A 20,311-nucleotide genomic window follows, 5' to 3' on the forward strand; every position below is an offset into this window, starting at 1 on the left:
TTTCGAATTGCAATCTTAGTACACTTTTTTCAAGAAATCCAATATCGAATTTTTACAGTCTTCAAATGAATCCCGTTGAATGCTGTGACCAGCATTCGGGAAATTAATAATTGTCCAATCCAAATGTTTCGCAGCGAGTTCCGCGCTTGTTTCAGCTGATACAATGGCACCCAGGTTCGGATTTCCTGTCATTAATAATGTCGGACAATGAATTCGATCTGCAGTTTCTTTCCAACCTTCCACAATCGATCGGATGATTGGAATGACTTCTTCCTTCACCTGTTGTTTCGATTTGCACCAATTCAGGTATTCATCTTCATGCCAGTTCGGATGTTCTTTTCGTATATGCGCATCCAACTCCTGCATCGTCATCCGATGATAATTCTGGATATTTTCAATATGCGTCTTCCTGCTGATTTCATAACGCTCTTCAGTGCAAAGATCTTCGCTGAACCAGGGAGGATCAATCAGAACGACACCACTTAAACTTTCCGGGAAATCAGCGGCAAGCCTGGCAGCCGTTGCGGCGCCCATGGAATGTCCGATAACAACCGGCTTTTGCAGACCTAATGCGGATGCTAAAGCTTTAACATCCTTCGCAAATTGAGCAACATCATAACCTCGACCGGGTGCATCAGAAAGACCATGTCCCCTTGCATCAGGTAAAACAACATCATAGAGTCGAAACAGAGCATAGGCAAGGTGGGAAAAACAGAGTCCGCTATCAGTAAGTCCATGCAGCATAATTACAGAAGGAAAATCTTGACTCGTCCGAGAATAATGGATTTTCACACCATCCGATTCAATACTGCCAACAAATAATTTATCCATATTCTATCCGCTGATAATTTTCATTCCAGAACTTGTCCCAAGCCGATTAGCGCCGGCGGCAATCATTTTTTCAGCATCCTCGCGAGATCGAATACCGGCAGAAGCTTTGACTCCAATTTCATCACCAACTACTTTTCGCATTAATGCAACATCTTCTTCTGTGGCTCCGCCAGTTGAGAATCCTGTCGATGTTTTCACAAAATCGGCGTGTGCTGTTTTTGATAAAAGACAGGCAATGACCTTTTCTTCCTTCGTCAATAAACACGTTTCAATGATGACTTTAACAAGTGCACCGGATTCATGTGCCGTCTCAACAACGCCATGAATATCCTTGGCTACCATACGCAGGTCTCTGGCTTTTAATGCGCCAATATTAATTACCATATCAATTTCCGAAGCACCATTTTCTATCGCACATTCTGCTTCGAATGCTTTTGCTTCAGGAATCATCGCCCCAAGAGGAAATCCGACGACACTGCAAATCTTCACATTGGTTCCACGAAGAAGTTCAGCACACAACCGCACCCAGCACGAATTCACACAAACGGACGCAAAATGATTCTCTTTCGCTTCACGGCATAAACTCATAATTTGTTCAGGTGTCGCATCCGGTTTTAATAAAGTGTGGTCAATGTACTTTGCAAGATGAACTTTTTTGTCGATATCACTGCTCTCTTCAGATGAACAGACACGAGCATCCACTACATATCCATTCGAATCATAGGTGGTTAGAACTTGTAATCCTTCCGCCTCCTCAACGACCATTTCGATATTTCCAGAATATTCATTTTCGTAATTCTCGAATTCGTCTTCAGATTCTTCAAAAAACTCTTTTTTCATCACCGTCTCCTCTTCTATACTAATCCTTAAAATATTATATCAGGATTGATTCAGCATAAAAATCCTGTTCCAGCAATTCAAAATTCGAGGATTCTGATTCGAATTAAGAGGGAACAATTCGGTATCGTGATGTTTTTTCGCGAAGTGCACAAACATAACGATAACGAAGAATCATCCCAATATTTCGAATTGCAGATTTCAAGCTCCTTTACAGTCTTTATGAGAAATGCTATGATATGCGGATATGCAAACTGAGCAAAATTTAACGAATTCAGAGATTTCATCTTTTCCGGCAAAAATTGTTGTAATCGGCGGTGGACACGGTTTATCAACAATTCTCCGTGGTTTAAAGAAAAATCCCAGCCAGTTGACAGCAATTGTCACTGTCGCGGATGATGGGGGTTCCTCTGGGGCATTAAGAAGGGACATCGGAGTCCTTCCTCCTGGAGATATCCGAAACTGTCTGGCAGCGCTGTCCGCAGACGAGGATTTTTTCACACAGGTACTGCAATATCGATTTTCTACTGATTCAGGAGTCGGCGGTCATAATTTAGGGAACCTGCTTCTGACCGCCTTAGCGAACATCACGGGAAGTTTTGAACAGGGAATCCAGGAGCTCGCAAAAATATTAGCCATTAAAGGAACAGTAACTCCATCCACATTGGAGGATGTTAACCTTGTTGCAGAGGTTGAATTCATAAAAGATGGAAAAATTGTACAAGAAACTGTTTTTGGCGAGTCAAAAATTCCGAGAAACAAAGGCAAAATACTCAGCCTTTCCATTGAACCTTCCAACGTCAGCGCCAATCCAGAAGCGATCAAAGCAATCCTCGCAGCTGATTTAATTACGCTTGGACCGGGAAGTCTGTATACCAGTATTCTTCCGAATTTAAAAGTGTATGGAATTGCTCAGGCTCTCAGTGCTTCGCGAGCGAAAAAAGTCTATATTTGCAATGTAACCACGCAACCCGGAGAAACGGATCAATATACATGTTATGATCATGTTTCCGTAATTCAAAATACCTTGCCAAATGTTCACATCGACGCGGTGATCTGTAACAATTTTCACGAGTACAATATTCCTGATTTTGTTTCTTGGGTTAAAATTAACCAGAAAATTTTAGACGAATTTCATGTGTTCCAAGGGAATCTGGTCGATGACCAGTTCCCATGGCGTCATGATTCGGATAAATTATCAAAAATGCTGATTAAGGTCTATAGCGACTTAATCTCCACTATAAATATATCATAACGTGCCACAATCAAGGTGGCATCCATTCTGTGCCCTTATTCTCAGGGCAGAGAAGCATATGCAAGCATTCTTTTGGAGGAAAGAAATGACAGTAAAAGTAGGTATTAATGGTTTTGGCCGTATCGGTCGTCAAGTTCTTAAATCATTGATCGAAAATTATTCAAAGGATTTAGAAGTAGTTGCAATCAATGACCTTTTTGACACAAAGGCGAACGCTCATCTTTTTAAATATGATTCCACTTATGGCATTTTTAATGGTTCAGTCGCAGTTGAAGGAAATGATTTAGTAATTAACGGAAACACCATTAAAGTTTTTGCAGAAAAAGATCCTGCCAACCTTCCATGGAAAGCTTTAGGTGTTGACATTGTCATTGAATCAACAGGTATTTTCACAGATGCCATTGGTGATCCGGAAAAAGGGAAACCCGGCGCTAATGTTCATATTCTAAAAGGCGGTGCAAAAAAGGTTATCATTTCAGCTCCTGCGAAAAATGAGGATATCACCATCGTCATGGGTGTCAACGATGATAAATATGATCCCGCGAAACATCATATAATTTCCAACGCTTCCTGCACAACCAACTGTTTGGCGCCCGCAGCAAAAATTATCAATGATGCATTTGGTATCGAATATGGTTTGATGACAACGATTCATAGCTATACGAATGATCAGGTTATTTTAGACCAGGGACATAAAAAAGAAATGCGTCGCTCACGCGCTGCTGGTTTGAATATTATTCCCACCACAACCGGAGCTGCTAAAGCTTTAGCGTTAGTCATTCCTGAACTCAAAGGCAGATTCGATGGCTACTCATTGCGCGTTCCAACCCCGACGGTATCAATTGTCGACTTCGTCTGCAATATTAAGAAAGAAACAACCAAAGAAGAAGTCAATGCATTATTCCATTCAGCAGCAGATGGAGCATTAAAGGGCATTCTGGGCGTAACCGACGGAAACTATTCAGATCCGCTTGTTTCCTCCGACTTCCGCGGCGATTCCCGCTCATCCATTGTTGATTGCGCTCAGACAACAGTCATGGGTGGAAAACTCCTCAAAGTTGTCTCCTGGTATGATAATGAATGGGGTTATTCAAATCGCGCATGCGATTTAGCGCTGATGGTTTCAAAAAGCCTCTAAGGAATAACGTGATACAGGCAGCAAAACGATGAAATTCAAATCATTGCTGCTTTGTTCTACTTCGTTTTAGACAAAGTGATCGGAAACTGGTATATCAACCGGTCCGATCACTTTTTTCAATCAATACTATGGATTTCCAAGTGTTTGCTGCGCAAACCTGGCAATACGAAATAGAAGAAGAAGGATGATGTGTTGTAATGTTGTTATTGCGCTCTACACAAAAAAACCAATTATTTTTCTTCTTTTTCTCTAAAAGCTTTTTCAAATTTCGAATTAATAATGTATACCAATGAAGGAGGAAAAAATGTTTAATAAGAAGACCATCAAAGATATTGATGTTAAAGGCAAAAAAGTTCTCGTCCGTGTGGATTTCAATGTCCCGATTAAAAATGGCGTTGTGGGTGATGATACCCGGATACGCGGTGCGCTTCCCACTATTCAATATTTGCTTGATCAAGGCGCTGCCGTCATACTTTGCTCCCACCTTGGCAGACCGAAAGGAACTGCAGATCTGAGCTTCTCTTTAAAACCAGTTGCGGAATATTTACAAAAATTGGTTCCCAATAAGGTTTTTTTCTCACCAGATTGTATTAACGAACCAGCAGAAAAAGCTGCAGCAGCATTAAATCCTGGTGAAATTCTGGTCCTTGAGAACACACGCTTTTATGCTGGTGAAGAGAAAAATGACATGGAGCTTGCACAAAAACTTGCCAATTTAGCCGATCTGTTCGTGAATGACGCGTTTGGCACGGCACACCGCGCACATGCATCCACTGAAGGTGTAACGCATTTCAAACCCGGTGTCGCAGGATTCCTTCTTGAAAAAGAAATTCAATATTTATCCAGTGCAATTGAAAATCCAAAACGTCCATTTATTGCGATTTTAGGCGGAGCAAAAATATCGGACAAAATTGGCGTCATTAAGAATTTACTGAACAAAGCTGATAAAGTTCTAATCGGCGGTGGTATGGCAAATACTTTCTTCAAAGCACAGGGATTCGAAATGGCTGATTCTCTGGTTCAGGACGAAGCATTAGAAACCGCCAAGGAAATTCTATCTTCCGCTTCAAGTAAACTGGTGTTACCTGTTGATCTGGTGATTGCCGATGCTTTTGATAACAATGCTGCCGTTAAAGAAATTCCGGTTAGCAATATTCCCGCAGGATGGCGTGTCCTGGATATCGGACCCGCGACAATTTCTGCATATAGTAAACTTGTTGCGGATGCGGGTACTGTCGTCTGGAATGGACCGATGGGAGTATTCGAAATGGCAAATTTTGCAAAAGGTACTTTCGGTGTCGCAAAAGCGGTTGCCGACAGCAATGCAATTTCGATTATTGGTGGCGGTGATTCTGTCGCTGCAATTCAGGAATCTGGCTTAGCCGATAAAGTCACTCATATTTCAACCGGCGGTGGAGCATCTCTTGAAATGCTCGAAGGTTTGATTTTGCCGGGTGTCGCAGCATTGGAAGATAAATAATCGATAAAATTCTTTCTGAATGACTGAAATAGTCTTCGTAGAATATTCACAAAAAGAGATATTCAAAATCGATGAATATCTCTTTTTATTTCGATATGGCTATGGTTACTCTTGAATATTCTTCCCTCGTCCTGAAGATTCTCCAGGCGGGTATTCGCTTTTGTGATCTTGATTGGCAGGATTTACAGCAGCATTTTTTCGGTTTTTTCTGAATCGATTATATCGATCAATTTCCGCCTGCCGTGCTCGACGATTCTTAATCGGCAAAAAGATCTTATTTGCCACAAGAATTCCTGCCAGAGCTCCGGCAGAATCGATAAACACATCCACGATACTGGGGTTTCTTCCAGGCACATAAGCCTGATGGACTTCATCGGTTGCAGCATATAAAACCCAGAATATAAATACCAAAACGAACATGACTTTGGGTTTTCCAGGAAGTAAACCAACTGCAAGACTCACTAAAAAACCAAAGATCAGATATTCAATAAAATGTGCCAGTTTTCGAATTGGAATTTGCCATTTCTCGACGAATTCTTGCTTTTCTGGCTCGTCCATCTGATTGTAAGGGTGATAAATTGTTTCTGCTACCCAACTAATTAATTGACCGCTTCTACTTAATGAAATATTTGCAGATTTCGATGACTGATAGAAAATGAACCCCATCCAAAAAACAACAAGACACCAAAGAAGAATACTCAGTTTTTTTGGTGGTTTCACCGCAAACTCCCGTCTTTCGTCAGATTTCTCCGACCGCAGCTCTCAGGATGCGAATTTCTTCCTGATATCCCTCCACTTCATTTGGAGTTTCCAGATAAAAAGGGATTCCTTTCAATTTCGGATGTTGAAGAATACGCACAATTGCATCTAAACCAATGGTCCCTTTTCCGATTTTTTCGTGCCGATCTTTGTTACTGGCAAAAGGGGTCATACTGTCATTTAAGTGGAATGCTTTCAACCGCTTAAGTCCAACAATATGATCGAATTCATCCAAAACTGAATCCAGATCATCCACAACGTTATATCCGGCTGAATACAAATGGCAGGAATCCATGCATACTCCCAGTTTATCCGATTGTTCAACACGCGAAATGATTGTTTGAATTTCTTCAAATCTGCTGCCTACCTCACTGCCTTTGCCGGACATCGTTTCCAATAATATGGTCGTCTCAAGTTCGGGCTTAAGCGTTCGGTTTAGAACGTCGGTGATCAAATCGATACCTATTTCGATTCCCTGACCAACATGACTGCCCGGATGGAAATTGTAATAATTTCCCGGAAGATTTTCCATAATTCGGAAATCATCCGCCATCACCATCAATGCAAAATCACGAACTTTGGGATCGGCTGAACAAGGATTTAATGTGTAAGGGGCATGAGCCAAAATCGGGGCAAAATGATTGATTGTCATCAGATGAGTCAATGCTGCAATATCATCCTTGTTAATTTCCTTCGCTTTGCTGCCTCGCGGATTTCGAGTAAAAAACTGGAAAGTATTGGCATCGATCCTTATTGCTTCTTCTCCCATATGAAAATAACCGTCTGCAGCGGATAAATGGCATCCGATGTTTAATCGATTTTGCATTTATGAACCTTCACTTTCATCATCCTTATTAACCTTATTCTCCTCAAAGGTAATCTGATCTCTTTTAAATTCTCTTCGTCCCACTTCCGGTATATCAACAAGAACAGAGTCCCGCAAGGGAAATACCTCAAGCACTTTTCCTTCGCCTTGAGGAGTCCCTACCCGTTTATTCTTCTTGGGTAATCGTTTCCTGCACTCAACGTAATACTCATTCTCATAAACGAGACAGCATCGTAACCGACCGCACATACCGGTAATTTCAGTCGGAGTTAATGAAATACCCTGTTCTTTTGCCATCTTGATCGAGATACTATTGAATTCTGTCAAATAGCGTGAACAACATCGGCAAGCCATTCCGCAAGCGCCCATCCCTCCGAATATTTTTGCAACATCTCTTGGACCAACTTGACGGATTTCTACATTAGGCACTGAAAATGCCTTTTGTACATCAAATTTCAAGGTTTTCAAATCAACTTTTTCTTCAATTGAACTGGAAAAAACAATAGTAATTCTCGATCCGTCATAGCTGAATTCCGCATCCAGAATTCGAATATCCTTTAGATTCAGCTCTGAAACCCGTTGTCGGCAATATTGAATAATTTCTTCTTTTTTCAGATTCCAGGTCTCACGGGCAACCAATTCGCGCGGAGTTGCAATGCTCTCGATCGGTTTCAACGGTTCACCCTCGACCTCAAAATCGTGTTTGATTAGAACCACCTCACCAATCTGTTTCCCTTTGCTTGTTTCAACAATTACAAAATCATTTAATCCGATATCTTTATAATTTCTGGCATCAAAATGATAGATTTTATTGACTCTTGAAAAACGAATACCGACTACAAGCGGATAAATTTCTGACATAACTTCCCTTCATAAAACACAAAAACAGTATTTTATTGATATTTCAAATGTTTTAGAAATTCGAAATAAGAGAAAGGGTACATGTTATCGTATAGTTTTTACACCAAGTAATAAAAACAACACGATAACAACTAATCACTTTCTTAAAGGCTTTCTCGAATTTCAAGTTTCAGCTATTTTCGTTGAGCTAATGTAAATAATCCGATGATCAGCCCTAAAATTGCACTGGCTGAAATCACCAGTCCCATTGGAATCGTTCGATTGATGACAGAACTTTGATTCGTGCGGAATGTTGGAATTGACAACGGAACCGGCTGTGTAAACGTAGCTAAACGAGTAGGTTCAACCGTAATAATAAACTGTGCTGCCAGAGTGGGATCAATTGTATTCGTAATTCTGGGAGTCGGAGTATTCGGAATCGTTACAATCGGAAGATCGCCCAGATAGTCAACATAAGATGAATAAACCCATGCATAACCTCCCGGACCACCCGCATATTCAATCAATATCCAACCGCCGCCTTCAGTCCTGCCCTTTGCCACTGCTTTCTGATTGATCACCATCGTTCCGACTTTGTCATATTCAGTTCCCGGGCCGGATCGGAGATTTATTTGTGGATTTGCCGGATCGTTTTTTACAGTAACAACTACACCCTGATCCGTGCTGGTAACAGTCGGAATACTCACGGTAGGAATTTGCGCAGACACGGTATAAACATGAAATACGAAAAAAGAAAACAAACCAATAATCGAAAGCAGTTCCTTCCTGATTTGTCTTATATTTTCATGATATGTTTTCAATACCATTTCTTTTACTCCATCTCCGCATGGCTGTCGTGCAATTTTATTATCTAATTTTACTATAACATGATCTCTCACCTATTAATTCAGCATAGAGATTTGCTTTTCGAATAAAAAAATTATTTCTCTCATTGTACCAAAGGTGAATTCATACTCCGAATTGCTGCAATGGAAGAATTATTGATTTTATTCGTTATAATTGTTTATTATGAAAAGATGATATTTTTCCTCTTTGTTGAATTCATAATCTGAATTCGAATAAAAAATGTTGATTGAATTCTAATTACTGACAGATTGCGAAAAAGCTGATCGTATTCATTCATGTCTCTAATAAAACAAAAATTCTTTTGACGTAAATAAGGATAACTTCATGAAATTCGAACCGATCTCAAAAGTTCCCGGATTTAAATTCGGGCACGCGCAAGATCTTGAAGCATTCACTGGCTGCACAGTCATTTTGTGCGATGACGGGAGCATTGGCGGTGTTGATCAAAGAGGCGGGTCCCCGGGAACAAGAGAAACGGACTTGTTAAGACCGCTGCACATGGTCGAAAATGTGAATGCAATACTTCTGACAGGCGGTTCTGCATTTGGCTTGGACGCTGCAGCGGGTATTATGCGTTTTTTGGAAGAAAAAGGAAAAGGGATTGATACCGGTTTTGCCCGCGTTCCAATAGTACCAGGTGCTGTAATTTTTGATTTAGGCTTTGGAAGTTCGAAAATTCGACCTGATGCCGTCATGGGCTATGAAGCATGTAAAAATGCCAGCGAGCAAGAGCCAAAACAAGGCAATTACGGAGCAGGGACTGGAGCAACTGTTGGAAAAATTCTAGGAAATAGTCAAGCGATGAAAGGTGGTATCGGACATGCAGCGATCGAAATCGGCGGCGGTGTCTGGATTGGAGCCTTGATGGTGGTTAATGCTTTGGGTGATATCGTCGATCCGTATAGCCGTTCGATCATTGCCGGTGCACGTTCCATCAAAAAATCAATCATTAAAATTGGCGAAACGGATCGATTCGCCAATACATTAACGGTCATGGGAAGTTTTATCGGACAAAAATCGCTTTCTTTTTCGGCGAAACAAAATACGGTCATCGGCGCTGTCTTAACGAATGCAAAATTATCGAAAGATGAAACGAACAAACTTGCTCAGGCAGGGCAGAATGGTTTAGTATTAAGCATCCAACCATCCCATACTATGTTCGATGGAGATACCATGTTTGCCGTTTCTTCACAAAAAAAGCCTTCCAATATCAATTCAGTAGCTGCATTTGCCCCGCTCGTTGTTGCACAGGCGATCGTCAATGCAGTGACTTTTGCGGAATCATTAGGCGGTATTCCATCCGCCAGCGATTTAATCCATGTATAGAAATGAGGAAATATGACGCAAATCATTGGAGATACAACGTCAGGTCTTACCCTGGATCAGGCAACTGAGCTGGGTATTGGCTTTATTCCCCAAATCGTAGTATTTGAAGAAAAATCTTATCGTGATGATACAGAGATCGACAGTGATACCTTTGTAAAAATGCTTGAGGCATCTGCTGTCCTTCCGAAAACTGCAGCCCCGCCACCTGCATTATATTCACCATTATTTGAAGAACTTCAAAGAACCGGGGATAATGCCATCATCATTTGTCCGTCATCAAAATTAAGCGGTACTGTACGCAGTGCGATGACAGCAAAAAACGATTTTCCAGATTTAGACATTCGCGTGATCGACACCGAAAGCGTAGGGAGCGGTCTGGCAATGGAACTAATCCAGGCAGTCAAATGGGCAAAAGAAGGAAAATCCATTGACGAAATCGAAGCAGGAATTCGAGATATGATGTCCCGAGAACGAATTTTTGCAGTAGTTGATACATTGGAGTATCTATACAAAGGCGGAAGAATTGGGGGCGCTTCAAAGTTAGTCGGCGATATTCTGCAAATTAAACCGATTCTAACATTACGCAATGGGATTGTAGAAACTTACGAAAAACAAAGAACAAAGAAAAAAGCGCTTGCAAGAATTGTTGAGCTGGTTGAAAAAGAGTGTCCGAAAACTGGCGATAAAGGATTCCTCTCACTCTCACTGCAGAAAAATATTTCTGCCGACGAATTGGAATTTTTTCAAGATGAATTCAAGTCAAGAATTGGCGTTGATAATGTGCCTTTCTATAATATGCCCCCTTGTTTCATGGTCCACGCAGGTCCAAGCGTAATTTTTGTCAGTTTCTTTGTTGATTAGCTATTTTTAATATTATTCTTATTTTTTCATATTTGGGACTGCTCAACAAGGGCAGTCTCTTTTTTTGTCAATAGACTGATCATGCAGAATCTCATTCAATGGCTGGTTATTGGAAAAAGGTCAATCAACATGCGACTCAAAGGATTCAGTCCGTTATTGATAATTTGTCGACACCGAGTCGAAATATTGGAAGAATAATTTCTAAACTATAAATGTATCCAATTGATGACTCCATAGTCGTTTTGTAATATAATATTATGTTTGCAAGAAGTCTGTAACGTTAGTTTTAGGGTATTGATTTTTTGTTTAAAAAAGTGTATTCTGTTTTATGGTAAAAAAATAAAATAAGGTTATTGAGATAATATGAATGATGAATTAATCAATATCAGCGCAGATGACGACGAAAGTTATTCTGCGATAGCAAGATTAATTGACCTGGGCAGGCAAAAGACCTACGTAACTATCGATGATATTTTGCATATTTTTCCAGACGCTGAACAAGATGTAGAACAATTAGAAGAAGCTTTTTCTGCTCTATTAAGCGCAGGGATTCCTTATTTGGAAGATTCAATTTTAGAGGAACCCCCTGATGAAGATCTGGAAATAACGGATGAAGAAGATTCAGTTGCTGAAATCTCTTTGGATGATCTTGCGAATATCGATACGGATGATACGATCGGGTTATATCTTAAAGAAGTAAGCCGTGTGCCATTGTTAACCGCAGATGAAGAGGTTGAATTGGCACAAAGGATTGAACGCGGTCGAATGTCCCGTGAAGAGCTTGCCCGAGTAAATGTCACGATTGCCCGCCGAACTGAATTACGAAAAAGTATTGAAGATGGATGGATGGCTCGAGAGCACTTAATTACTGCGAACTCCCGTCTGGTCATCAGTGTTGCAAAGAAATATATGGGACGCGGCGTCCCTTTTCTGGATCTAATCCAGGAAGGAAATATCGGTTTAATTCGAGCAACGAAGAAATTTGATTATCGTCGCGGTCATAAATTTAGTACCTATGCAACCTGGTGGATCCGACAAGCAGTCACACGGGCGATTGCAGATCAGGGACGTACCATTCGCGTTCCGGTCCATATGGGTGACCAAATCAATAAACTATTGCGTGTGCAACACCAGTTGACACAAAAATTGGGAAGAGATCCATCCGTGGAAGAACTGGCTGATGCTCTGGATGTACCTCCCAAAAAGGTTGACAACATGATTCAGGTTGCCCGCAGACCTTTATCATTGGAAACTCCGACGGATGATGAAGAGGATTCTGTTTTAGGAGATTTCATTGAAGATGATGAAGCGCCCCCGCCAGATGACACAGCGACCTATAACCTTCTCAAAGAACATTTGGAAGAAGTCCTAAATGGACTTCCACCAAGAGAGGTTAGGATATTACAACTTCGTTATGGCCTTTTAGATGGTCAGGCATACACGCTGGAAGAGGTTGGACGAAAAATGGGAGTCACGCGGGAACGAGTGCGCCAAATTGAAGCACAGGCGCTCAGCAGATTGCGACATCCTTCTGTCCGAAAAATATTAAGAGACTATCTCGGAGATTAAAATAAAATTTTATATTCGAAAATAGACTTTTCAAAACAGAGAAAATTTTATGGATGTGTGGTTTCCTGGCAGAGCGAAGAAATTACGCATCCAAAAATAGTCTTACCCATAAACGAATCAACAGCCGCTTGAAATTTGGATGGTTTTTTCGAATAAATGAAAAATTGTTGTTCATAGGGGTTTATGCTTTGCGTAAACCCCTATGAACAACAATGAAATCTTTTCATATTTCAAATTACCATCAAATCACTGGATTAGCAGAATTTTTGATTACAATAGAACAATGTTGCATAAAGCAGCGATATACACTGCAGTTGAAAGAAACGAGACAATAGAAAATATTGGTTTTCTCATGCGAACTCGGAATAGATCAACAGTCCAATTTTTCAATCTGATAATATCTGGATATCGAAATAAGAGTATGAAACGTGTTTCCGAGAACATAAAACGGAAAAATAAAATAACGTTTCAAATCAACACTCCCGAAAACTCGTGTATTAAGCCTGAAGTCATAACCGTATGTCAAAAATTGAAATAAGAGAATATTTCGCAAAAATTGATGACCTGATTATTAAAAATTGTTATGACCAGGCAATTCACCATTGTCTGTATCTGTTACGCCAATTTCCAAAAATGATTTCAATTTATGAGTTATTAGGCAGAGTTTATCTCGAAACTGATAACTATTATGGAGCTTTAGAAATCTATTCCCGATTATTGTCGGCAAAACCTGATACTTTACTCAATTACATTTCATTGGAATTTATTTTTGGAAAAATAAACCAGTTTGAATACCAGCAAATATGCAAGAAAACTGCGGCCTACCTCAGGGCAGGAGATGCCCAAAACCAGGGGGAAAAGCTATTGGATAAAGATATCCAAGATTATCTACCGGATACAATTGAAACCAGTTTCATCGCAGGGAAAAAGCACTATGATGAAAGAAATTACGAAAAAGCAGCATCCGAATTTGAAAAAGCTTTTCATGGTAAACCATCATATAGCTTATATGAGCTTTTTTGGGGGTTGGCCTGTGCTGAATCCAACCTCAATGACACAGCAGCATTGATTTTTCAAAATATCCTTAAAAAGAATCCATATTATTTAAACGCGCTGCGGTTTCATGCATATTATTCTTATGAGAAAGATCCAATTGAATATTCACGTTGCATAGAAAGATTATCAGAATTGGATCCGAATTATCAAAATGCATCCATTTCTGGCAAGCATTTAATTCCGGGTTCGGTAGATTTGTTCGTCAATTTTCAAGAATGGACAGGATTCCCTAACAGAAAACTGTTATCCGGACGTTTGTTCTCAGGGGATAAATTTCTTGAAAATAAAACGGGGTTTCTTCCGAATTGGCTTTCATTATTACCTGTGAACATGGATTTATTAAGTTCAAAACCTCAAACGGCTTCAGCTCAGGATGAAATGTTTCCATTTTCTCAAAAAGGGTCAATTTTCACATCGAATTTCAGAGAAGAAGATACTTTTTTCCAAATGGATTATTTTCGATCCCAGATCATTAAAGATTCCAATCTGAACAAATCAAAAGCAGTTCTTCAACCCGATTTGAAATCTCAGACAAACAAGCCGACAAAAAAATCAAATTTGGATGAAGCTTTTAATTATCTGGAACAGGTAATGACGGAAAGTGAACATACAGAATCGAAGGAAAAGGATATTCCGCTCTCGTCGGAAATCGCTGATGAATCGGTGGATACGTCCGTTATACATCCGAATAAAAATGATGAAAGCATTGAGAAAATTCGGGAAGCCTGGAACTGTTTCAGTACGGGAGAACAAGCAAGGGGGATAGCTATTTATCGCGATCTGATCAAAAATCAAAATCGATTGGAATCAGTACGCGAAGATATTCAAAAGTTAATCGTTCTTTTTCCTGAAAATCAGGAATTATCTCAACTAATATCTTAAGGGATTATAAAAAAATGGAAAAAACATTTGTATGTATTAAACCGGATGGGGTTCAACGCGGGTTAATTGGTGAGATCGTCAAACGGTTTGAAAATCGCGGTTTTACTCTCGTTGCAGCGAAATTCATGCTTGTGAGCAGGGAATTAGCAGAAAAACATTATGCAGAACATGTCGGGAAAGCTTTTTACAACGGTTTGGTCAACTATATCACTTCAGGGCCAGTCTTTGCAATGGTTTGGGAAGGAGAAGATGTAATTAAAGGAGTACGGCAGACGGTTGGTGCGACAAAACCGATTGAAGCTGCCCCCGGAACAATTCGACATGATTTTGCAGCAAAAATGGATCGCAATCTGATTCATGCCTCCGATGCAATACCGACTGCTGAAAGAGAAATAGCGCTTTGGTTCCGTCCGGAAGAGATGGTTGAATGGACCAGTATTACGAATCCCTGGGTATTTGGAAAAAACTCATAATTTTTTTTGTTCTGCAATGCCGCCAGTTTCTCCTCGTGGAGATTTTTCTTTATACAAGTCTTGGATCGAAACCTCGATAGCAGTCGGGGTTTCGATCGGAACAACCAATAATTGGGCGACCGCCTGTCCGGAACTGATTTTTAAATATTCTGACAGAATATTGAACACCTTAATCAGTACTTCCCCTTGATAACCAGAATCCACCACACCACCCCCAAGTAAAAAATTATTCCTGCTTTTTGGAAGAACCAGCCCCACATAGCTTTTAGGAATATCAACGGATATTCCAGTTCCAATGATATGGTAATTATGCGGAGCAATATTTACTTCTTCGATGGAATATAAATCGAACCCTGCATCGTCAGGATTTTTTCGAGTCGGAATTTTTGCATCCCGGGATAATTTTGCAAATCTAAGTTCGTTGATTGTCATATCACACCCTCATAAATTTCATTTCCATGTATTTATATCATCAGTAATTCAAAACTAAGGAAAGCAGTTTTTGCGATTTGAAATTCGGGGGGAAAAATATAATATTGTGATGTTTTTTTTATGCCTTACGTAAAAACGTCACAATATTGAAGAATATTCCCCAAATTTTAAATATATGTAACGAATCATTTGACAGTTCTCAGTGAGTAGCATACAATACAATGCAATTATTATGAAAACATTAATCCGATTCAACCTCCTCAATACTGCTATGATGACAACCGGTACTGGTACTACCGGTCACTTTCATATACCGAGGTAGAACGGTTATTTTTGGATAAATCCAATTATTAGAAAATAACAAAACTGCCTCAAAGAGAGGCAGTTTTTTTTTTCCTGAAAGGATATCTATGGAAAAACCCTCTACTATTTTCCCCGATGATACGCTCGTAATGAAATATGGTGGAACATCCGTCGGAACAGTCACTGCAATGCGGTCAGCAATCAAGATTATATGTGAAACAAAAAGCGAGCATAAAAACCTGGTTGTTGTGACATCTGCGATTTCTGGAGCCACGAACGCTCTGATTCAAAGCGCAGTCGATGCCGCCAACGGCAACAGTTTGACGGCGGAGAAGACAACACGGGAATTGACGCTCCGGCATCATGAATTAATCGACAAGCTGGTGAATGATCCCAACAAATGGCTCCAATTAAAAATGGATATTAACCGTCTGCTTTCTGATTTTATGAATCTCTGCAATGCCATTAAAGTCTTGGGCGAATTGAGTCCGCGTGCTCTGGATACGGTTTCGAGTTTGGGGGAAAGACTGGCTGTTCGTGTCTTGTCAGCCGGCGTGGAAGCAGCGGGATTTCCATCGAAACCGATCGAATCATCCCAAATCATCATCACCGATAATTGTTTTCAAAATGCAGCACCTGACATGGAAGAAACCCGCAAACGCTGTGAAAAAATCATCGTTCCATTATTGAATGATGGAATCATACCGATCATTACCGGTTTCATGGGAGCAACGAAAGAAGGGGTCATTACAACATTAGGCAGAGGCGGCAGTGATTATTCTGCTTCCATCATTGGTGTTGGACTGAAAGCATCGGATGTTTGGATTTGGACCGACGTTACCGGTGTTATGAGTGCCGATCCAAGAATTATTCCAAATGCCAAAACGATTCCCTATTTATCATTTCAGGAAGTTTCCGAAATGGCTTTTTATGGAGCAAAAGTATTACATCCGAAATCCGTTAAACCTTGTTTAGATAATCACATTGCAATGCGTATCTGCAATACTTTTTTCCCCAAGGAAATTGGAACGATACTGGTTGACAATCAAATCATGAATGATTCCGGGAAAATTAAAGCAGTTACATCCTCCAACGGATATAAACTCGTCACAGTATCCGGGGCTGGTATGGATAACGGGATGAATGTATCAGCGAGAATTTTAAACGGCATCGTAGATGCTGGTGTAAATGTTTCAATGATCATTGAAAGCTCATCCGAGCAATCATTGTGCCTGCCCATTCCTATAAAAGATGTAGAAAAAGTAACCAGGATACTGAAAGATATCCTGGAAAGAGAAATATCCAGAATGGATATTGAAGACATCGAAATCAGTGAAACAGTCGACATTATTACAGTGATTTGCCCCGGACTGAAACAAAACCCGATCATTATCGCAAAAGTATTGAATCAGCTTGATGAAAAAGGTTTCAAAATTAAAGCGCTTTCCTATGGAGCATCGGATGTTTCATTAAACATCATTATTACATCCAATGACACAAAAGAAGCACTAAAAACAATTCATGAATTAATCAATTAATTAATCAAAGATCACAACAAAGGGAGAACTGATCATGAAAAACAAAATTCCGGTAGCAGTTTTGGCAGCAACAGGCAGTGTAGGCCAGCGTTTTATCAGTCTATTAGAAAATCATCCTTGGTTTGAAGTCGTAGAAATCACAGCTTCAGATCGTTCTGTCGGAAAAACTTATCAGGAAGCATGCCATTGGCTGATCACAGACCCAATGCCGGAATCGGTGAAAAACCTGACTCTTCTCCCAACAGAAGCCAATTCTCTTCAGAAATCAGTTTTCGCCTTTTCTGCACTTCCTGCCGACATAGCAAAAAATGTTGAGCCGGATTTCGCAAGAAAAGGTATTTATGTTTGTTCAAACGCATCAGCGTATCGGAAAGATCCTTTGGTACCGATTCTGGTTCCTGAAGTCAATGCGAATCATTTGGATATTTTAGATATACAACAGAAAACTTATGGCTGGAGCGGAGGAATCATTACCAATCCGAATTGCACAACCTGCGCGTTTGTTGTACCATTAAATGCAATCGACAAGGCATATGGCGTTCAGAAAGCGATTGTTTTTTCAATGCAGGCTATATCCGGAGCCGGGTATCCTGGTGTTGCTTCGATGGATATCATTGACAATGTAATTCCATACATCGGAGGAGAAGAAGAAAAAGTTGAATACGAACCGACAAAAATCATGGGCAGTTATCAAGATGGCAAAATCAGCTTGCATCCAATGGTAATTTCTGCTCACACAAACAGAGTCGCGGTTGTTGATGCGCATACGATTTGTCTCTCCTTTTCAACCAATCAGAAAGTATCAAAGGACAATATCATTTCTGTACTGAAAAATTACCAAATGCCTGAAATATGTATCGGATTGCCATCCTGCCCTGATAGAGGAATTGTTTATCACGAAGCGGATAACCGTCCGCAGCCTCGACTGGACAGGAATTTGGGCAGAGGAATGTCAACCAGTGTTGGAAGGATTCGAGAGGATTCAATCTTTGATTTCCGCATGGTTTCTCTGTCCCATAATACCATCATGGGAGCCGCAGGAGGATCGATTTTTAATGGTGAATTATTGGCAAGAAGAAAATTTGGCTTCTGAAAATGCAGGAGAAGAGTGATGAAAAAAGTAAGGATTGGAATAATCGGTTTTGGAAATGTTGCATATGGTTTGGTAAAGATCCTACAAGAAAAGAAGGATTTTTACATGAAAGAATTTGGATTGGAGTTTTTGGTAACAGCAGTGGTTGACCTAAAAAAAGGCACAGCTTACAATCCGGAAGGAATTAACCTGGAAGCGTTGATCAATCATACATCTCTTAATGAAATCCCAAATGCAGATCATCCCAACTGGAATGCAGTCAATATGATTCATAACGCTGAGACAGACGCTATTGTCGAATTAAGTTATACAAATCTTAAAACAGGTGAACCCGCAGTACTCCATATACGGGAAGCGATTCTTTCTGGAAAACATGTGGTAACCAGTAACAAAGGTCCTGTCGCTCTTCATTATCGAACGTTGCATACGCTTGCACGAGAAAATAATGTTCAGTTTGGGATTGAGGGAACTGTAATGAGCGGCACACCCACATTACGGCTTGGAACAGAGATTCTGCGTTCATCAGGGGTCAATGCGATTCAAGGGATATTCAACGGAACAACAAATTTCATCCTCTCAGAGATGGAAAATGGTTCAACGTATGCAGAAGCATTGCTATTAGCACAGGAATTTGGATATGCGGAAGCGGATCCATCCGGAGATGTGGAAGGTTTTGACACAGCGGGTAAGGTTGCCATTCTGTCTCAATTAATTTTCGGAGAGACGATTAATCCTTCTGAAATTGAGAGAGAAGGTATAACCGATATCACACCGGATGACATCCTCGCTGCAAAAAAGATGAATTCCAGATGGAAACTGATCGGTTCCGTCAAAAAAGTTGATAATAAGATACTTGCTTCTGTTAAACCGGTCATGATTCCATATTCGAACGCCTTGGCTAATGTGATGGGAGCGATGAATGCAATTGAATATGAGACCGAACTTTTAGGGCCTGTATTCTTGATCGGTCCAGGAGCTGGAAGAATTGAAACAGGATATGCAATTTTGCAGGATCTGATTTCAATTTTCAATTAGATCAAATGACTTTTTTCAGAAAAGAATGAGATTATTGAACCGATCTCATTCTTTTTTTTAAATTTTTTTCCTTCTTGCTGTTCTTAACCTAAACAACATATTTTCTCATCCTATCCGAAAAGATTGTTCATATTTGGAATCGCTGTTAGATTGATCTTTCAGAGCGATTTAATAGCGCACGATTTTATTGGAGTTATGTTGAATCATATGATTTTACAGATATGGATCAATTGAACAATCTCTCAAGGATTCCCGGCCATAAAGACCGATCAAAAAGGAAATAGAACATTTCAAACAGATATGGCATTACAGCAATCCATCCAATTCCAATGAGAAGCCCGAGAAAGATACCAGCCGTTACATCCAATAGAAAATGAACTCCAGTGATCACTCTGGAAAGAATCATCAGTATTGCCCAAAGGATAAAAAATATCATGAACGGAAAGTGAAAGGTGTTCATTGCCAGAACAAGAATCAATCCAGCTCGAACAGCATGACCGGAAGGAAAAGAATGAGGATCCGTTTTCCGATAGATATCACCCCAGTTGCCTTCAGGTCTTTTCCGATGAATCATGCATTTCAAGAGAAAGATAAAAACAGCCGTAACAGCGATGGCAATGCCCCAAAATGCAACTGTTTTCTGTAAAGTTCCATGTGCAAACAACCAGATGATGAATAAGCCACTGCACCAGAACCATGAATCTCCTGTGTGCGAGAGAAATGCAGCTATGCGAAATAATTTGTTATTTTCATCCTTTATCCGTATTTTACCAGTCAGTACCCGATCCAGTTCCAAGATCTTTTGCATTGCTTTTCGTTTTTTTCCTGGTTGTCTTGTGAGTTTCTTTGTGAAATTATTCTTCATGTATTAATCACCTAAATATACCACCAAATGTAATCCGTTTTTTTA

19 protein-coding genes are annotated in these 20,311 nt (G+C 40.1%); 11 read left to right on the forward strand and 8 right to left on the reverse strand.

The window, feature by feature from the left end; all coding sequences use genetic code 11:
- Positions 1 to 15 precede the first annotated feature (15 nt).
- Entirely contained in the window at positions 16 to 831 is an 816-nt protein-coding gene (locus tag ATC1_RS12675; RefSeq protein ID WP_062282878.1) for an alpha/beta fold hydrolase, read from the reverse strand.
- Positions 832 to 834: 3 nt separating this feature from the next.
- Entirely contained in the window at positions 835 to 1,494 is a 660-nt protein-coding gene (deoC, locus tag ATC1_RS12680; RefSeq protein WP_062284145.1) for a deoxyribose-phosphate aldolase, read from the reverse strand.
- A 421-nt stretch (positions 1,495 to 1,915) separates the two neighbouring features.
- On the opposite strand from deoC, the gene ATC1_RS12685 reads away from it, so the two are divergent.
- The 3 genes from ATC1_RS12685 to ATC1_RS12695 all read left to right on the forward strand — a co-directional run bounded on the left by ATC1_RS12685 (position 1,916) and on the right by ATC1_RS12695 (position 5,541).
- Complete coding sequence (locus ATC1_RS12685; protein ID WP_062282881.1) at positions 1,916 to 2,923, forward strand: gluconeogenesis factor YvcK family protein; 1,008 nt, start codon at positions 1,916 to 1,918, stop codon at positions 2,921 to 2,923.
- A gap of 85 nt (positions 2,924 to 3,008) precedes the next feature.
- On the forward strand, positions 3,009 to 4,061 hold the full coding sequence (gene gap / locus ATC1_RS12690) for a type I glyceraldehyde-3-phosphate dehydrogenase (RefSeq protein WP_062282884.1): 1,053 nt from the start codon (positions 3,009 to 3,011) through the stop codon (positions 4,059 to 4,061).
- A 304-nt stretch (positions 4,062 to 4,365) separates the two neighbouring features.
- On the forward strand, positions 4,366 to 5,541 hold the full coding sequence (locus ATC1_RS12695) for a phosphoglycerate kinase (RefSeq protein ID WP_062282887.1): 1,176 nt from the start codon (positions 4,366 to 4,368) through the stop codon (positions 5,539 to 5,541).
- 105 nt (positions 5,542 to 5,646) lie between these two features.
- Here ATC1_RS12695 and ATC1_RS12700 read toward each other — a convergent pair whose 3' ends face one another.
- From ATC1_RS12700 to ATC1_RS12715, 4 genes are all read right to left on the reverse strand, one after another.
- On the reverse strand, positions 5,647 to 6,261 hold the full coding sequence (locus ATC1_RS12700) for a VanZ family protein (RefSeq protein ID WP_062282890.1): 615 nt from the start codon (positions 6,259 to 6,261) through the stop codon (positions 5,647 to 5,649).
- Between the two features lie 19 nt (positions 6,262 to 6,280).
- Positions 6,281 to 7,126, reverse strand: coding sequence for a deoxyribonuclease IV (locus ATC1_RS12705; RefSeq protein ID WP_062282894.1), 846 nt, complete (start codon positions 7,124 to 7,126; stop codon positions 6,281 to 6,283).
- Complete coding sequence (locus ATC1_RS12710; RefSeq protein WP_062282897.1) at positions 7,127 to 7,987, reverse strand: PSP1 domain-containing protein; 861 nt, start codon at positions 7,985 to 7,987, stop codon at positions 7,127 to 7,129.
- Positions 7,988 to 8,160: 173 nt separating this feature from the next.
- Complete coding sequence (locus ATC1_RS12715) at positions 8,161 to 8,793, reverse strand: SH3 domain-containing protein (RefSeq protein ID WP_062282900.1); 633 nt, start codon at positions 8,791 to 8,793, stop codon at positions 8,161 to 8,163.
- A gap of 364 nt (positions 8,794 to 9,157) precedes the next feature.
- Between ATC1_RS12715 and ATC1_RS12720 the strand changes: the two genes are divergently transcribed.
- From ATC1_RS12720 to ndk, 5 genes are all read left to right on the forward strand, one after another.
- Complete coding sequence (locus ATC1_RS12720; protein ID WP_062282903.1) at positions 9,158 to 10,159, forward strand: P1 family peptidase; 1,002 nt, start codon at positions 9,158 to 9,160, stop codon at positions 10,157 to 10,159.
- Positions 10,160 to 10,171: 12 nt separating this feature from the next.
- Positions 10,172 to 11,020 (forward strand): DegV family protein, encoded by an 849-nt coding sequence (locus ATC1_RS12725; protein ID WP_062282906.1) that lies wholly within the window; start codon positions 10,172 to 10,174, stop codon positions 11,018 to 11,020.
- A 363-nt stretch (positions 11,021 to 11,383) separates the two neighbouring features.
- Positions 11,384 to 12,589 carry a sigma-70 family RNA polymerase sigma factor gene (locus ATC1_RS12730; protein ID WP_062282908.1) on the forward strand — a complete coding sequence of 402 codons (1,206 nt, stop codon included), beginning with the start codon at positions 11,384 to 11,386 and terminating at the stop codon, positions 12,587 to 12,589.
- A gap of 519 nt (positions 12,590 to 13,108) precedes the next feature.
- The gene (locus ATC1_RS12740; RefSeq protein ID WP_062282914.1) at positions 13,109 to 14,527 is read left to right on the forward strand and encodes a tetratricopeptide repeat protein; all 1,419 of its coding nucleotides are present in this window, start codon (positions 13,109 to 13,111) and stop codon (positions 14,525 to 14,527) included.
- Between the two features lie 14 nt (positions 14,528 to 14,541).
- Positions 14,542 to 15,000 carry a nucleoside-diphosphate kinase gene (gene ndk, locus ATC1_RS12745; RefSeq protein WP_062282917.1) on the forward strand — a complete coding sequence of 153 codons (459 nt, stop codon included), beginning with the start codon at positions 14,542 to 14,544 and terminating at the stop codon, positions 14,998 to 15,000.
- Here ndk and ATC1_RS12750 read toward each other — a convergent pair.
- The gene (locus tag ATC1_RS12750; RefSeq protein ID WP_062282920.1) at positions 14,995 to 15,432 is read right to left on the reverse strand and encodes a dCTP deaminase/dUTPase family protein; all 438 of its coding nucleotides are present in this window, start codon (positions 15,430 to 15,432) and stop codon (positions 14,995 to 14,997) included. The two genes, ndk and ATC1_RS12750, sit on opposite strands and share 6 nt — an antisense overlap.
- Before the next feature lie 410 nt (positions 15,433 to 15,842).
- Between ATC1_RS12750 and ATC1_RS12755 the strand changes: the two genes are divergently transcribed.
- From ATC1_RS12755 to ATC1_RS12765, 3 genes are read left to right on the forward strand one after another with little or no spacing between them, the layout of a single operon-like run.
- Complete coding sequence (locus ATC1_RS12755; RefSeq protein WP_062282923.1) at positions 15,843 to 17,273, forward strand: aspartate kinase; 1,431 nt, start codon at positions 15,843 to 15,845, stop codon at positions 17,271 to 17,273.
- A 34-nt stretch (positions 17,274 to 17,307) separates the two neighbouring features.
- Positions 17,308 to 18,366, forward strand: a complete 1,059-nt coding sequence (gene asd / locus ATC1_RS12760; RefSeq protein WP_062282926.1) for an aspartate-semialdehyde dehydrogenase — start codon at positions 17,308 to 17,310, stop codon at positions 18,364 to 18,366.
- An 18-nt stretch (positions 18,367 to 18,384) separates the two neighbouring features.
- The gene (locus ATC1_RS12765) at positions 18,385 to 19,401 is read left to right on the forward strand and encodes a homoserine dehydrogenase (RefSeq protein ID WP_062282929.1); all 1,017 of its coding nucleotides are present in this window, start codon (positions 18,385 to 18,387) and stop codon (positions 19,399 to 19,401) included.
- Between the two features lie 226 nt (positions 19,402 to 19,627).
- On the opposite strand, the gene ATC1_RS12770 is transcribed toward ATC1_RS12765, so the two are convergent.
- On the reverse strand, positions 19,628 to 20,209 hold the full coding sequence (locus ATC1_RS12770; RefSeq protein ID WP_172667789.1) for a phosphatase PAP2 family protein: 582 nt from the start codon (positions 20,207 to 20,209) through the stop codon (positions 19,628 to 19,630).
- Positions 20,210 to 20,311 lie beyond the last annotated feature (102 nt).

This window comes from Flexilinea flocculi (assembly GCF_001192795.1).
Lineage (GTDB): Bacteria > Chloroflexota > Anaerolineae > Anaerolineales > Anaerolineaceae > Flexilinea > Flexilinea flocculi.